Annotated in this window: 13 protein-coding genes; 4 read left to right on the forward strand and 9 right to left on the reverse strand. The window is 63.2% G+C overall.

Translation table 11 applies throughout. From position 1 onward, the window contains the following. Positions 1-10 precede the first annotated feature (10 nt). From hda to PRJ_RS21295, 3 genes are all read right to left on the reverse strand, one after another. A complete protein-coding gene (gene hda, locus PRJ_RS21285) occupies positions 11-718 on the reverse strand; it encodes a DnaA regulatory inactivator Hda (RefSeq protein ID WP_003252443.1) in 708 nt (235 codons plus the stop codon). Between the two features lie 236 nt (positions 719-954). Beyond that, a complete protein-coding gene (locus tag PRJ_RS21290) occupies positions 955-2,028 on the reverse strand; it encodes an AI-2E family transporter (RefSeq protein WP_010952723.1) in 1,074 nt (357 codons plus the stop codon). Positions 2,029-2,040: 12 nt separating this feature from the next. After that, a complete protein-coding gene (locus tag PRJ_RS21295) occupies positions 2,041-3,108 on the reverse strand; it encodes a DUF2066 domain-containing protein (RefSeq protein ID WP_104962415.1) in 1,068 nt (355 codons plus the stop codon). A gap of 320 nt (positions 3,109-3,428) precedes the next feature. Here PRJ_RS21295 and purM point away from each other — a divergent pair, with 320 nt between their 5' ends. The 4 genes from purM to PRJ_RS21320 all read left to right on the forward strand — a co-directional run bounded on the left by purM (position 3,429) and on the right by PRJ_RS21320 (position 6,241). Continuing rightward, positions 3,429-4,487, forward strand: coding sequence for a phosphoribosylformylglycinamidine cyclo-ligase (purM, locus tag PRJ_RS21305; RefSeq protein ID WP_003252437.1), 1,059 nt, complete (start codon positions 3,429-3,431; stop codon positions 4,485-4,487). Further along, a complete protein-coding gene (gene purN, locus PRJ_RS21310; protein WP_104962417.1) occupies positions 4,487-5,140 on the forward strand; it encodes a phosphoribosylglycinamide formyltransferase in 654 nt (217 codons plus the stop codon). Before purM ends, purN begins: the two co-directional genes overlap by 1 nt. Positions 5,141-5,148: 8 nt before the next feature. Further along, complete coding sequence (locus PRJ_RS21315) at positions 5,149-5,859, forward strand: DUF3108 domain-containing protein (RefSeq protein WP_010952720.1); 711 nt, start codon at positions 5,149-5,151, stop codon at positions 5,857-5,859. Between the two features lie 199 nt (positions 5,860-6,058). Continuing rightward, positions 6,059-6,241: a hypothetical protein gene (locus PRJ_RS21320; protein WP_003252431.1), complete on the forward strand. Its 183-nt coding sequence runs from the start codon at positions 6,059-6,061 to the stop codon at positions 6,239-6,241. 100 nt (positions 6,242-6,341) lie between these two features. Here the strand turns inward: PRJ_RS21320 and PRJ_RS21325 are convergent, their stop codons facing one another. From PRJ_RS21325 to relA, 6 genes are all read right to left on the reverse strand, one after another. Next, positions 6,342-8,600 (reverse strand): GMC oxidoreductase, encoded by a 2,259-nt coding sequence (locus tag PRJ_RS21325; RefSeq protein ID WP_104962418.1) that lies wholly within the window; start codon positions 8,598-8,600, stop codon positions 6,342-6,344. Next, positions 8,597-9,088 (reverse strand): sorbitol dehydrogenase, encoded by a 492-nt coding sequence (locus tag PRJ_RS21330; RefSeq protein WP_104962419.1) that lies wholly within the window; start codon positions 9,086-9,088, stop codon positions 8,597-8,599. The genes PRJ_RS21325 and PRJ_RS21330 overlap by 4 nt, the downstream gene beginning before the upstream one ends. 4 nt (positions 9,089-9,092) lie before the next feature. Beyond that, a complete protein-coding gene (locus PRJ_RS21335; protein WP_104962420.1) occupies positions 9,093-10,433 on the reverse strand; it encodes a cytochrome C in 1,341 nt (446 codons plus the stop codon). A 310-nt stretch (positions 10,434-10,743) separates the two neighbouring features. Next, positions 10,744-11,283: a DUF2058 domain-containing protein gene (locus tag PRJ_RS21340; RefSeq protein ID WP_003252424.1), complete on the reverse strand. Its 540-nt coding sequence runs from the start codon at positions 11,281-11,283 to the stop codon at positions 10,744-10,746. Positions 11,284-11,309: 26 nt separating this feature from the next. Then, a complete protein-coding gene (gene mazG, locus PRJ_RS21345; protein WP_003252422.1) occupies positions 11,310-12,143 on the reverse strand; it encodes a nucleoside triphosphate pyrophosphohydrolase in 834 nt (277 codons plus the stop codon). Positions 12,144-12,266: 123 nt separating this feature from the next. Further along, on the reverse strand, positions 12,267-14,507 hold the full coding sequence (gene relA / locus PRJ_RS21350) for a GTP diphosphokinase (protein WP_003252420.1): 2,241 nt from the start codon (positions 14,505-14,507) through the stop codon (positions 12,267-12,269). Positions 14,508-14,586: the final 79 nt, after the last annotated feature.

Below are 14,586 nucleotides of genomic sequence, written 5' to 3' on the forward strand. Positions count from 1 at the left end.
TTTCAGGGGGTTACCAGCCGAGGGTTTCCTTGAGAAAAGGGATGGTGAGCTTGCGTTGTGCCTGCAGCGACGCCTGATCGAGGCGCTCTAGCAAGTCGAACAACGCGCTCATGCTCCGCGCGCCGCGGGTGAGGATGAAATGGCCGACTTCGTCGGTCAGGTGCAGGCCACGGCGCGAAGCTCGCAGCTGCAAGGCGCGCAGCTTGTCTTCGTCGGACAGGCCACGCATCTGGAACACCAGCGCCAGGGTCAACCGCGACTTCAGGTCCGGCAGCTTGATCGGCAGCTCACGCGGTGAAGCCGAGGCAGCCAGCAGCAAGCGTCGGCCGCTGTCGCGCAGGCGGTTGAACAGGTGGAACATGGCCTCTTCCCAATCCGCCTTGCCGGCGATCACATGCAGATCGTCGATGCACACCAGTTCGTACTGGGCCAGGTAGTCGAGCAGTTCCACGCCACGGTCGAGCAATTGCGCCAGCGGCAGGTAGACAGCGGGCTCGCCACGTTGCTGGAAGCGATGGGTGGCGGCCTGCAGCAGGTGGGAACGGCCAACACCCTGCTTGCCCCACAGGTAGATAAGGCTCTCGGTCCAGCCGGCGTCGGCTTCGCATAGCCGCTCGACGTAACCTAATGCCGCAGCATTGGCGCCCGGATAGTAGTTGATGAAGGTGGCGTCATCGCGCAGGCGCACACCCAGGGGCAACTGGATCGGTGGTTTCATGCTCGCGGGCGGTCGACGGGACCGCTGGGGGCCTTTGGTGAACAATCTGCAAAGTCTATACCCGCAACGCGGGGCGCACAATCTCGACTGCAGATAGGGCAAGCAAAATCAACAAGTTGCGCTGCACAAGCGAACGACGGATGCTGGAAAAACAGTGCTCAGCACCCGCGAGAGCGGGCGCCACAGGGCGGCGCTCGATTTCGCGGGCACGAAAAGGCTCAAGACGAAACACGTGTTCAAAGCTCCGGGTCGATATTCCCGGCGTACATATCCGATTCCTTGTACAGGTCATGCACATGCCGCAGCAGCACCATGATCACCGCCGCCACCGGCAGCGCCAGCAGCACACCGGTGAAGCCGAACAGTTCACCACCGGCGAGGATGGCAAAGATCACCGCAACCGGATGCAGGCCGATGCGATCGCCCACCAGCAGAGGGGTCAGCACCATACCCTCCAGCGCCTGCCCGACCATGAACACCGCAACGATGCCCAGCATCGGGTACAGGTCGCCACCGAACTGGAACAGGCCGGCCACCAGCGCGGCACCAATGCCAATGATGAAGCCCATGTACGGCACGATGGCCGCAAGGCCTGCAAGCATGCCGATCAGCAGACCGAGTTCGAGCCCCACCAGCATCAGGCCGGCTGAATAGATGACGCCCAGGGCCAGCATCACCATCAGTTGCCCGCGCACGAATGCCCCCAGCACTTCATGGCATTCACCTGCCAGGCCCATCACTTGCGGCTCGCGCTGGCGCGGCAGCAGGCCGCGCAGCTTGCCCATCATCAAGTCCCAATCGCGCAGCAGATAAAAGCCCACTACCGGGATCAGCACCATGTTGGCCAACCAGGCCACCAACGCCAGGCTTGAGGCAGTGGCCTGGGACAGCAGCATGCCGACGATATCGGTGGTCTGCCCCATGTGCGCGCCGATGGCGGCCTTGATCTTGTCGAATTTCCAGAAACCATCGGCCAGGCCAAGGCGGCCCTGTACCCACGGCAGCGCAACATGCTCCAGCCAGTCGAGCATTTGCGGCGCCAACTCGTACAGGCGCACCAACTGCTTGGCCAGCATCGGCACAAGCACCAGCAACAACGCCAACAGCAACAGGGTGAACAGGCCGAACACCACCACCACACCCCAGGTACGCGAAAGCCCCAGGCGCTCGAGACGATCGACCAGCGGGTCGGCCAGGTAGGCCAGCATGATGCCGACCAGGAACGGCGTAAGAATATTGTGCAGGCTATAAAGCAGCACAGCGATCAGCAGTGCAGCGCCCAGCCAGATCCAGCGACGCATGTCAGTCACGGCAAGCGCCCCTTACCAGCGAAAACGCAAGCCGTCGAACGGCTTGGGTGCTGGCTGCGCAGGCGCGGGCTGCGCGGCTGCGGCATCCACTGCCGGTGCTGGCATGGCCGGCACCGCCGGTGCCTGCTCGACCGGCACTTCCTGCAGTTTGGCCAGGCCAAGCTGGGCACGTAGCTGTTCACGATTGCCCGTAACCCCGTAGGTCAGGGTAGTGCCTTCAGCCGCCTGCAAGCGTGGGCCATAGGGCTCCAGCACGCGGGCCAGCTCGGCATAGCGCTGCAGGTTCATGCCCTGCACTTGCACCTGCAACTGGCTGCTGGCACCCGGCCGGGTAACGTAGCGCGGCGCCAGGCGGCTGCTTACCGCCATCATCACCGCGTCAGCCAAGGCGGCCTGGTCGGCGCCCTCGGCAGTGCCCTGCTCACGCTGGTCGCCCAGCCACAGCTGCCACTTGCCCTGCCACTTGCCGTCGGCTTCCTGGGCATGTACCGCCAGCAAGGCATCGGCGCCGTAGCGCTCGGAAGCTTCGCGCAGTGGCGCTGGATCGTTGCCTTCGATCTGCTTGGCATTGGCGACCAGCTGCTCCTGCAAGTCGGCCAGCGGCAAGCGCAACGGCAGACCACGGTGCTGGGCGGCGCGGCGCAGGGGTTGGGCACTGGCCTGGCCATCACCGACCAGGTTGCTGCCCTCGACCGTGTCGTTCAACCACCACCCCAGTATCGAGGGCCGGTTACTGCCCCACAGCGCCAGGCCAGCCTTGCGCAAGGCCCGCTCGGTGCTACCTGGGTCGAACTCGACCACTACCGACTCGGGCGGGCCGGCTTCGCTGCCCACCTGGTTGATGATTTGCTGTGGGTCCTTGCGCAGCTCGGCCAATGCAGGGCTCTGCACGGCCTTTGGGTCACCGGTCAGACGCTGCACCAACGTGTCCAGGGCTTTGACTGTGGCCGCGGTACGGGCTTCGGCGCCCGGCCCGGTGACCGGCTCGCGCACCTGATAAAGGCCGGAGACATTTTCAGCCAGGGCAGTGGCCGAGATCAGGGCCAGGCAACCGGCTGCCAGAATATTGAACAAACGCATGGAGGATTCCTGTCCAGTCGAGCTTCAAGCCGTAAGCTTCAAGCTGCAAGAAAAAGCAGGCCGAGCGCCGGGCTGCATTGTCGTGCAGCGTAAAGCTCGTTGCTTGCAGCTTATACACATGCAACCGCATCAACCACCCTCCAGCTTTTTTCAACAATTACCGCCCTGCCCGTCGGCCTGAGGATGGCCGCTGCCCGGCAACCCTGATAAAATCGCGCGCCTTCACAGATCACTGACGTTTCAGACCGCCGCCGCTTATCAGCCGGCCTTGGCCGTCATGGTCGTTTTTAAGAATCCCTCCCTCCTAAAGGCCTGGATCAATGAGCAAGCAACCCTCCCTGAGCTACAAGGACGCCGGTGTAGACATCGACGCCGGCGAAGCACTGGTCGAACGCATCAAGGGCGTGGCAAAACGCACCGCGCGCCCTGAAGTCATGGGTGGCCTGGGCGGCTTCGGCGCCCTCTGCGAGATCCCGGCCGGCTACAAGCAGCCGGTGCTGGTCTCCGGCACCGACGGCGTCGGCACCAAGCTGCGCCTGGCGCTGAACCTGAACAAGCACGACAGCATCGGCCAGGACCTGGTCGCCATGTGCGTCAACGACCTGGTCGTGTGCGGCGCCGAGCCGCTGTTCTTCCTCGACTACTACGCCACTGGCAAGCTGAACGTTGACGTGGCCGCCACCGTGGTCACCGGCATCGGCGCCGGTTGCGAACTGGCCGGCTGCTCGCTGGTCGGTGGTGAAACCGCCGAAATGCCTGGCATGTACGAAGGCGAAGACTACGACCTGGCCGGTTTCTGCGTAGGCGTGGTGGAAAAGGCCGAAATCATCGACGGCTCCAAGGTTGCCACCGGTGACGCGCTGATCGCCCTGCCGTCCTCGGGCCCGCACTCCAACGGCTACTCGCTGATCCGCAAGATCCTCGAAGTGTCGGCTACCGACATCGAGAACACCCAGCTGGACGGCAAGCCGCTGACCGACCTGCTGATGGCGCCGACCCGCATCTACGTCAAACCGCTGCTGCAGCTGATCAAGAACACCGGCGCAGTCAAGGCCATGGCCCACATCACCGGCGGCGGCCTGCTGGACAACATCCCGCGCGTACTGCCGAAAAACGCCCAGGCCGTGGTTGACGTAGCCAGCTGGCAGCGCCCGGCGGTGTTCGACTTCCTGCAGGAAAAAGGCAACGTCGACGAGCACGAAATGCACCGCGTACTGAACTGCGGCGTGGGCATGGTCATCTGCGTGGCCCAGGACCAGGTCGAAGCCGCCCTGAACGAACTGCGCGCCGCCGGTGAGCAACCGTGGGTAATCGGCCACATCGCCGAAGCCGCCGAAGGCGCTGCCCAGGTCGAGCTGCAGAACCTCAAGGCACACTGATGCCGAGCAAGACCTGCAATGTAGTGGTACTGCTGTCGGGCTCCGGCAGCAACCTGCAAGCCCTGATCGACAGCTGCCAAGGGCAGGACAGCCCGGTGCGTATCCGCGCGGTGATTTCCAACCGCGCCGATGCCTACGGCCTGCAACGCGCCGCAGCGGCCGGCATCGACAGCGTCGTGCTCGACCACACCCAGTTCGACGGCCGTGAAGCCTTCGATGCCGCGCTGATGGCGCGCATCGACGGCTTTGCCCCGGACCTGGTCGTGCTGGCCGGTTTCATGCGCATCCTCAGTGGCGGCTTCGTGCGCCACTATCAGGGCCGCCTGCTCAACATCCACCCGTCGCTGCTGCCCAAGTACAAGGGCCTGCATACGCATCGCCGGGCATTGGAAGCTGGCGACGCCGAGCATGGCTGCAGCGTACACTTCGTGACTGAGGAACTCGATGGCGGCCCACTGGTCGTACAGGCTGTGGTACCGGTGGCGTCTGATGACACCGTCGAAAGCCTGGCACAGCGGGTACACCATCAGGAACACCTGATCTACCCACTGGCGGTGCGCTGGTTCGCTGAAGGGCGCTTGCGTCTTGGCGAACAGGGTGCATTACTGGACGGCCAGCCACTGGCGGCCAGCGGTCACTTGATTCGATCCTAGGAGAATTTATGCGTCGCGCCCTGCTCTTGGCTCTCGCCGTGCTCGCCCTGCCCCTCCAGGCAGCTGATCTGAAGCCGTTCTCGGCCAGCTACACCGCCGACTGGAAGCAGCTGCCCATGAGCGGCACCGCCGAGCGCAGCCTGGTCAAAAATGCCAACGGTACCTGGGACCTTAACTTCAAGGCTTCCATGATGATCGCCAGCCTGACCGAGCAAAGCACCCTGCGCCTGGAAAACGACACCCTGCTGCCGCAGAAGTACCACTTCGAGCGCGGCGGCCTGGGCAAGGCCAAGAAGGTCGACCTTGACTTCGACTGGAGCACCAAGAAGATCACCGGCAGCGACCGTGGCGATGCTGTCAGCCTGCCACTGAACCGCGGCGTACTGGACAAATCCTCCTACCAGTTGGCCCTGCAGCACGACGTGGCCGCAGGCAAGAAGAGCATGACCTACCAGGTGGTCGACGGCGACGAGATCGACACCTACGACTTCCGCGTGCTGGGCACCGAAAAGGTCACCACCAAGACCGGCCAGGTCGATGCCGTGAAGGTCGAGCGCGTGCGCGATCCCAGCCAGAGCAAGCGCATCACCGAGCTGTGGTTTGCCAAGAACTGGGACTACCTGCTGGTGCAACTGCGCCAGGTAGAGACCGATGGCAAGGAGTACGTGATCGTGCTGCAGGATGGCACGGTTGATGGCAAGCCGGTAAAGGGCAACTGATCGCGCACTGCCTGCAATACCTGAAGCCCCGCCCAGTGCGGGGCTTTTCTTTGCTGCGAAAAGCCCACCCAGGCAGCATCCCTTCGAGCTTCATGAAACTTGTTTCATGCCTGTTTTACTTACTTAGTCTGCTAACAAACTCTATAAAGAAGACGTGCGACACACTGTCGCAGCCATCTTGAAGAAGTGGAGTTTACCGATGACTGTCCAAGTAACCGAACGCGACGAATCGAGAATGTCCCACGAAGGCCTGGCCGCTGGCGTGCGGATCTGGGATGTGTACCAACAAGGTCAACTGGTGGGCATGTTCCATAACGAACACGAAGCACACCAATACCGCGTTGAGCTTGAAGACCTGGAAAACCAGCGCGCCACACAATGACCCTGCCCATTGCGGCGAACCCCTGACTCGCCTGGGCTGAGTGAGCAACCCCACAATGCTGCGGCATTGCCGGAGCATCGTGGGGTTGCCATGACAGGGCCTACACCGCCCCGAAACGCACCTCTACCGACAGGCTGCCCAGGTTATCGCTCAGGCCAGCCCCGTAACGCCCGTCCAGGTCGTCATTGATGCACAGCTGCAACTCACCTTGCTGGCCACGCGGCAATTGCACCTGGTTGCCGACCAGGAACGGCACGCCGCTGTTGCCGATACGCCCGATCAACGCCCCTTCCGGTTGACCAGGCAAGGCATAGCCGGGCTTGGCGATCAACCTTGGGTTGCCCGCCGCGCCAACCATGCCGGTGGCCGGGTTCGCCGTCCACTGCCCGCCCGTGCATACCGCCAACTGCCAGCTCTGCCCATTGACCTGCATGCCCGTGCCCTGCCATGCCTGGTTGGCCTGCACCTGCACGGTGCGCTTGAGCAGGTCGCTGGCCACCACGTCGGCGGCCTGGAACGTCAACGCGGTGATGGTCAAGGTCGGGTTGGCGGTGCCGGTAGTGGGGAACACACCGTCGCCGACCAGGAACAGGTTGGGGTGGTCCCAGCTGCGCTGGTCCTTGTCCACCACCGACTTGGTGCGGTCCGAGCCCATGCGGTAGGTGCCCATCAGGTGGCCAGCGCCGTAGAACGCGTAGTTCTGGCCGTCGTACTCGAACACCGTTTGCGAGCCGGGCTCGAGCTTAGGGTTCAGGTCGGTCAGCTCGGTAGCGCCCATCAGCTCGGTGATGATGTACGTAGCGGCCAGGCGCGCCTGCTTGAAACCCTCCTTGGTGTAGTCGGACAGTTCGTAGGTGATCTGCGGCCGAGGCAGGCCCAATCCGTCGGAGAACTCCGTACTCCTCTCCACCCGGCACAGCGCATTATCGGGGTCTTTCTCCACCTGCTCGACCAAGAAGCCCAGACGGAACTGGCGGGTCAGCACGCTGTTGAGCTGCTGCACCAGCGCCTGGCCGGACAACGCCAGATTGCTGGGGTTAGCGCCGCCGTGGTTGGTGCCGTCGATGAAATCGCAGACCGAGGTGTAGGGGTCGTTCACCGACCAGTTCCAGCCCTCGTTGCCGATTTCGATACGCCAGGCGGCACGCTGGCTGCGGAACGGGCCATCGCGCATGTCCTCGATCCCCGAGGTGGACAACGGCCCCCGGAACGGGAACAGCGGCTTGCCTTCGGGCATCAGGCCCCAGGCCAGGTACACCGGGTGGTCAGCCAATGCCTGGCCGACCTGGCCGCTGCTGTTGGCAACCCCTTTAGGGCTGTTCGGGCCGATGGAGTTGAGCAGCAGCTTCGGCGTTTCGATCGCGTGGGCGGCGATCACGTAGCGTTTGCCCTGGGCCGTGCCGTTCTGGCGCGTACCGTTGTTCTGGTACTGGATGAAGTCGATGCCCGTGACCCCATTGGCATCGACCTGTACCTGGCTCGCCACGGTCTGGTAAAGGATGCGCACGTTGCCGGTATCCAGTGCCTTGGCCATGGTCACGGTGGCGTCGTACTTGGCCTGGATCGGGCAGATCGGCGTACAGCTGGTGTTGCCTGCGCACACCCGGCGGCCGTTATCATTCTGCGAGTTGCGCCCGGCCGGGGTCTGCCGGACGTTGAGGGTGACACCTGGGTACGGCTTGCCGTCGGGCCCCTTCTCCGGGCTCTGGTACATGGTGCCCGTGACGTGCTTGCCCAGGCCTTGGTCGACCAGTGATGGCGGGATGCCATGCATGCTGTATTTGTAGCCCTGCGGGAAGGTCACGCCCAGGTAGGTCTGCGAGGCGACATCGGCGGACACGCCCATCTCCTCCTCGGCGCGGCAGTAGGCGGTCTGCAGGTCGTCGTAACTGATCGGCCAGTCGACCCCGACGTTGTACGCAGTGCGCATGCGGAAGTCGTTGGGCAACAGGCGCAGGGCCGTGCCCATCCAGTGCCACATGGTGCCGCCGCCTACCCGCTCGTAGGTGCTGGCGAACAGGTGCGGCCCCTTCTGCACCAGGTAGCTTTTCTGCGCCTTGTTCGGGTCTTGGCTACCTGCGGTGATCAGGTCCTGGATGGTCGCCCGTGGCGCGAACTGCGTGGCCGGGGTCTGCTCGCTCTGCTCAGGTGGGTACGGCGACTCGGGCGCCTTGAGCACCGCGGTGTAGAAGCGCTCCAGGTACTCGCTGCGATTCGGCGGAATGGCCGGGCCCGATTCGAGCACCAGCACTTTCAACCCGGCCAGGCCCAACTGGTAGGCCATGACACTGCCGGCCATGCCGGCGCCCACCACGATCACATCGGCGGTTTCGATGTTCTGGGGTTGTACATTGCTCATGGCTGCTGCCCTTCCTTGGCGTCGACACCGGTGAATTGCTTGAGGGTCGGTGGCTGCTCACCCCAGTATCCGAAGTGGAACTGGCTGTAGCCCATGGGGTGGGATTGGGCGATCTTCCACGCCCAGCTCTCCTTGTAGGCCTGGTCGGAGACCACACGCGTATCACCCGTGCGGGCGTTGCCCAGGTCGTAGGGTTGGTACCAACTGCCAAGCAGCCACAGCTTCATGATCGAGCGGGCGCCCTGGGCGATTTGCGGGTTCGCGTTATCGAGCACGGCGCTGGCGATTTGCGCGGGCGGCTGGCTCTGGATGCTTGCGTACAGCTCCAGCAGGCTGCTGAACGCCTCCAGGCCCATGCCTTGCTGGGCGGTGGCGAAGAACACCGGCGGCAGGTTGATCGGGTCGACGGAAGGCGCCAGCAGCTTGGCCGACAGGCCAGTGAGCACGGCGGACAAGCCGATGAAGTTTTGCAGGTTCTGGTCGCTCATGGCATCACTCCTTGGCGCCGGTGGATTGGGCACGTTCAAGCAGGAAAGTGAAATCGGCGAAGCTGGTGCGCGGTGACTGGGTCACGCGGGTGGTCGCGTTGTTGTGGCACTCCATGCAACTGGACGAGGCCTGCGGGGTGGTGCCCTGGTTGTAGGTCTCCAGGGTGGCGTTGGCCAGGAAGTTCGGCGCAGGCGTACCTAGCGGGTTGGTTGGCGACGGCCCCTGGCAGTCATCGGCCGGGGCGGTGGGCCACTGGGTGCTGATCAGGTGGTAGTTGGCCCACACCGTGCCCTTGAGCGCGCCTTGCCACTGCGTGTTGAGCTGTTGGGTGGCGGCGGTGATGGGAATTTCACGCACGATCTGCGAGGGGATGGCCTTCTTCGACGGGTCCCACGGTGGCGCGGGCGGCTCGTTCACCGGGCGGTCGCTGGCCTGGGCGTCGTAGAACAGGTAAGGCCCCTTGCGCTCGTTCATTGGCGTGGTCTTTTCCGGCACGTTGCGCACGTGCTCGAACGTCGACCATACCCACTGAGGTGCGCCTTCGGTCTTGTGCACGATGTGCAGGCCTACCAGCCCGACCTTCTGCGCATTGCACGACTCGGGGATCACCGCCCCCTTGTTCGGGTCGGCGTTGCCGGGGGTGTAGACCAGCGCGTCGACGGCGTGGAACTCCTGCGGGTTGTCGCTGCCATCGAGCACTTTCCAGGCCGACTTGACCATGATCGCGCCAACCTGCTGGGCCTTCTGCGAACCGCAGGCGAAAGCGATGCGGTTGTCGGCCTTGCTCAGGAACGCTTGCTGGCCTTCCTTGCTGTACAGGCCATTGTTGACGATGTCATCGAACATCGGCTGGTTGACCATGATCGCGTTGCGTGTGTAGGTGCCGCTTTGGTCAACCAGCGGGCCGGTCTTGAACGGCTGGATGAACTCATCGAGCACACCGGCGACCTTGCCCATCTGTTGCAGCACCGGCAAGTCACCCTTGCCTTGGCAGGCCGCGGGCACGGGCGCCTGCTGGTCCCAGGCGACGGGTTTCTGCCCCTTGGGCAGGAAGATCTCATAGCTTTCTTTCCACGATTCCCACACCGTCTTGCCGGGCGCGCCGATCTTCGCCGAGGTGTTGGCACTGCCGTCGGCGTTGGCGGGCCAGTTCAGGGCGACGAAGGTTTGCCACGACAGCACGTCGAAATCGTGTTGCAGGTTGTCCAGGGTGAAGGGGGGATTGGCGGTGACGTCGAAGGGAATCGCAGGTGACAGCACCGGCGGGCTGGCCGCATCGGCCATGGCGAACGCACTGGTGAAACTTGCACCCAGGCACGCCAGCCGTTTCAGGGTTATTTTCATTGTCGTCTCCTCAGCAGATAAAGCGTCGGGACGACGAGGCGTAATGGCCCTTCCTGGACCGAATGTTCAGCGCTATCCCTGACGCTAAGCTGGAGGCTAGCCGTTGTGCCGGAACCCTAGGAAATGTCCGACGAACGGAGGGAACCAAGACGATAGTGCAACAGACTAACTGCGCCGGTTCAGCGCGCGACGAACCCTTTCGCGACACAAGGCCAGCGTCCTCTGGAGAACGCGCGTGTCACGAAAGGGCCGCAGAGCGGCCCTGCGATCTTGAATGAACCGCATTAACGCCAAGGCGGGGTTTTCGTGATTACCACATAAGATCATCAGGGATCTTGTAAGCCGCGTACGGGTCGTCTTCGTCCGTTTCCTCGACATGGCTGTTGAGCAGCAGAATACGGCCAGGGTCGCGCTCCTGGATCTTCAAGGCGGCCTCACGGGGGATAACCTCGTAACCACCGGCATGGGCTACCACGGCCAGCGCGCCGTTGCTCAGCTTGGTGCGCATCAGGGCGTTGACGGCAATGCGCTTGACCTTCTTGTCGTCGACGAAGTTGTAGTAATCCTCGGTGCTCAGTTTGGGCAGGCGAGTGGCCTCGATCAGTTGCTTGACCTGTGCGGCACGGGCCTTCTGCTCGGCCTTTTCCTGCTGCTGGCGGTTCAGCTCCTGGTCACGCCGGGCTTTTTCAGCCATGGCTTCCTTGGCCATGCGCTGCTGGCTGTCGTCGACTTCGACCTGGCCTTTGTGCTCCATGCGCTTCTGTTTCTTTTCAGCTTTGTTGGTCTGCGAGACCTGTTTCTGGTTGACCAGACCGGCTTTGAGCAATTGGTCGCGAAGGGAAAGGCTCATGAATATTCACTCACTTATGCAACAGCTCAGCCGCAGCTGGGCAGGTTCTTTTCCTGACGTTTGGCTTCCCCCCAAAGGGCATCCAGCTCGTCAAGGTCACAATCTTCAATGGGGCGGCCACTGTCGCGCAATGCCTGTTCGATAAAACGGAAACGTCGTTCGAACTTGCGATTGGCGCGGCGCAGCGCATGCTCTGGGTCTTGCTTGAGGTGGCGGGCCAGGTTGACCGCAGCAAACAGCAAGTCGCCGACTTCATCTTCCAGCGCATCGGCGTCGCCGTCGGCCATGGCCTGCAGCACTTCATCCAGCTCTTCGCGGACCTTGTCCAGCACCGGCAACGCCGCCGGCCAGTCGAAACCGACCGTGGCCGCACGTTTTTGCAGTTTGGCTGCCCGCGACAGCGCCGGCAAGGTTGCCGGCACGTCATCAAGCAGCGACAGCTGTTCGGGCTGGCTCTTCTCCGCGCGCTCTTCGGCCTTGATTTCTTCCCAGCGCGACTTGACCTGGGCTTCGCTCAAGCTGGGCGTGTCCACCGGCGCGTACAGCTCGCCAGTCGGAAAAACGTGCGGGTGGCGGCGGATGAGCTTGCGGGTGATGCTGTCGACCACGCCATCGAACTCGAAACGCCCTTCTTCGCGGGCCAGCTGGCTGTAGTAGACCACCTGGAACAGCAGGTCGCCCAGCTCGCCTTGCAGGTGCTCGAAATCGCCGCGCTCAATGGTGTCAGCGACCTCGTAGGCCTCTTCGATGGTGTGCGGGACGATGCTGGCGTAGTTCTGCTTCAGGTCCCACGGGCAGCCGTACTGCGGGTCACGCAGGCGGGCCATGAGGTGCAGCAGGTCGTCAAGGGTGTAGGTCATACAGGCAGGTCCTTCGGTGGTGGCTTCTTCGCGGGCTTGCCCGCTCCCACAGGTACGGTGCAGATTTCAAACCTGCATCCATCCTGTAGGAGCGGGTTTACCCGCGAAGCGGACGCCCCGGTCTCAAGGGGTACGATTACGCCGCGTCTCGATGATGTTCGGCAACTGCGAGATCCGCCCCAGCAGGCGCCCCAGCGCGTCCAGGCCTGGAATCTCGATGGTCAGCGACATCAGCGCGGTGTTGTCTTCCTTGTTCGAACGGGTGTTCACCGCCAGCACGTTGATCTTCTCGTTCAGCAGCACCTGCGACACATCGCGCAACAGGCCCGGGCGGTCGTAGGCGCGGATGACGATGTCGACCGGGTAGGTCTGCACCGGGATCGGCCCCCAGCTCACCTGGATCATGCGCTCTGGCTCCTTGCCCGCCAGTTGCAATACCGAGGCGCAGTCCTGGCGATGAATGCTCACGCCCCGGCCCTGGGTGATGTAACCGACAATGGCATCGCCCGGTAGCGGCTGGCAGCAGCCGGCCATTTGTGTCAGCAGGTTGCCGACACCCTGGATCTGAATGTCGCCACGCTTGCCGGTACGCGGCCCGGTAGGCTTGCGCGGCACCAACTCGATCTGCTCGATACGCTCAGGCTCCAGCAACTGCTGGGCAGCGTTGACCAGATGAGCCAGGCGCAGGTCGCCAGCACCGAGCGAGGCAAACATGTCCTCGGCGGTCTTGACGTTGGTCTTCTCGGCCAGGCGCTCGAAATCAACCTGCGGCAGGCCCAGACGACTGAGCTCGCGCTCAAGCAAGGTCTTGCCGGCAGCAACGTTCTGGTCGCGGGCCTGCAATTTGAACCAGTGGACGATCTTGGCCCGCGCCCGCGAGGTGGTGACGTAGCCCAGGTTGGAGTTCAACCAGTCACGGCTGGGGTTGCCGTGCTTGCTGGTGATGATCTCCACCTGCTCGCCAGTCTGCAGGCTGTAGTTCAGCGGCACGATACGGCCGTTGATCTTCGCGCCGCGGCAGTTGTGGCCGATCTCGGTGTGCACGCGGTAGGCGAAGTCCAATGGCGTGGCGCCTTTGGGCAGGTCGATGGCGTGGCCGTCGGGGGTGAACACATAAACCCGGTCAGGCTCGATGTCGACCCGCAACTGCTCGGCCAGGCCACCGATGTCGCCCAGCTCTTCGTGCCACTCCAGCACCTGGCGCAACCAGGAAATCTTCTCTTCGTAGTGGTTGGAGCTGGGCTTGACGTCGGTGCCCTTGTAGCGCCAGTGGGCGCATACCCCAAGTTCGGCCTCTTCGTGCATGCCGTGGGTACGGATCTGCACCTCCAGCACCTTGCCCTCGGGGCCGATTACCGCAGTGTGCAACGAGCGGTAGCCATTCTCCTTGGGGTTGGCGATGTAGTCGTCGAACTCCTTGGGAATATGCCGCCACAAGGTGTGCACGATGCCCAGCGCGGTGTAGCAGTCGCGGATTTCCGGCACCAGCACGCGCACCGCACGCACGTCGTAGATCTGGCTGAACTCCAGGCCTTTGCGCTGCATCTTGCGCCAGATCGAATAGATATGTTTCGCCCGACCGCTGATGTCGGCATTCACGCCAGTGGCGAGCAACTCGTTCTGCAACTGGTTCATCACATCGCTGATGAAGCGCTCGCGGTCCAGCCGCCGCTCATGCAACAGCTTGGCGATCTGCTTGTACTGGTCGGGCTCCAGGTAGCGGAAGGACAGGTCTTCCAGCTCCCACTTGATGTGACCGATACCCAGGCGGTGCGCGAGCGGCGCGTAGATGTCGAACACTTCACGCGCGACACGCAGGCGTTTCTCGTCATCGGCGGACTTGACCGCCCGGATTGCGCACGTGCGTTCGGCCAGCTTGATCAGCGCCACGCGTACGTCGTCGACCATGGCCACCAGCATCTTGCGCAGGTTCTCGACCTGCGCCTGCGAGCCCAGCACCAGCGACTGTCGTGGGCTGAGGCTGGCACTGATGGCGGCCATGCGCAGCACGCCGTCGATCAGCTTGGACACCACCGGGCCAAACCGCTGGCTGACCTCGGCGAGGGTGACCTTGCCCTCGCGCACCGAGCGGTAGATGACCGCAGCCACCAGGGAGTCCTGGTCGAGCTTGAGGTCAGCCAGAATTTCGGCGATTTCCAGGCCTGCCTGGAAGCTGGACGTACCATCCGCCCAGGAATGCTTGGCCGGGTTGCCCTTTTTCTCTACCTCAAGGGCAAACTCGCAGGCTTCTTTCAGCGCTGCGCGATCCAGTGCCGAATCGACGCTTACCACATGGTCCAACCATGCTTCGAGATTGATACTGCCGTCGGTGTTGACCGGCTGGTGCACTCTCACCTGTACCATCTTTGTTTTACCTTTCCATGCAGCACACCATACGGGTGTGCTGGCGATCACCGTGCGGCCGCCCTTCCGTGGCAACCGC

Source organism: Pseudomonas sp. XWY-1 (assembly GCF_002953115.1).
Taxonomy (GTDB): Bacteria; Pseudomonadota; Gammaproteobacteria; order Pseudomonadales; family Pseudomonadaceae; genus Aquipseudomonas; species Aquipseudomonas alloputida.

Bases quoted from the DNA above. Each gene is read 5' to 3' on its own strand.
- hda (WP_003252443.1), bottom strand. From the start codon at position 718: ATGAAACCACCGATCCAGTTGCCCCTGGGTGTGCGCCTGCGCGATGAC.
- PRJ_RS21295 (WP_104962415.1), bottom strand. From the start codon at position 3,108: ATGCGTTTGTTCAATATTCTGGCAGCCGGTTGCCTGGCCCTGATCTCG.
- purM (WP_003252437.1), top strand. From the start codon at position 3,429: ATGAGCAAGCAACCCTCCCTGAGCTACAAGGACGCCGGTGTAGACATC.
- purN (WP_104962417.1), top strand. From the start codon at position 4,487: ATGCCGAGCAAGACCTGCAATGTAGTGGTACTGCTGTCGGGCTCCGGC.
- PRJ_RS21315 (WP_010952720.1), top strand. From the start codon at position 5,149: ATGCGTCGCGCCCTGCTCTTGGCTCTCGCCGTGCTCGCCCTGCCCCTC.
- PRJ_RS21320 (WP_003252431.1), top strand. From the start codon at position 6,059: ATGACTGTCCAAGTAACCGAACGCGACGAATCGAGAATGTCCCACGAA.
- PRJ_RS21325 (WP_104962418.1), bottom strand. From the start codon at position 8,600: ATGAGCAATGTACAACCCCAGAACATCGAAACCGCCGATGTGATCGTG.
- PRJ_RS21330 (WP_104962419.1), bottom strand. From the start codon at position 9,088: ATGAGCGACCAGAACCTGCAAAACTTCATCGGCTTGTCCGCCGTGCTC.
- PRJ_RS21335 (WP_104962420.1), bottom strand. From the start codon at position 10,433: ATGAAAATAACCCTGAAACGGCTGGCGTGCCTGGGTGCAAGTTTCACC.
- PRJ_RS21340 (WP_003252424.1), bottom strand. From the start codon at position 11,283: ATGAGCCTTTCCCTTCGCGACCAATTGCTCAAAGCCGGTCTGGTCAAC.
- mazG (WP_003252422.1), bottom strand. From the start codon at position 12,143: ATGACCTACACCCTTGACGACCTGCTGCACCTCATGGCCCGCCTGCGT.
- relA (WP_003252420.1), bottom strand. From the start codon at position 14,507: ATGGTACAGGTGAGAGTGCACCAGCCGGTCAACACCGACGGCAGTATC.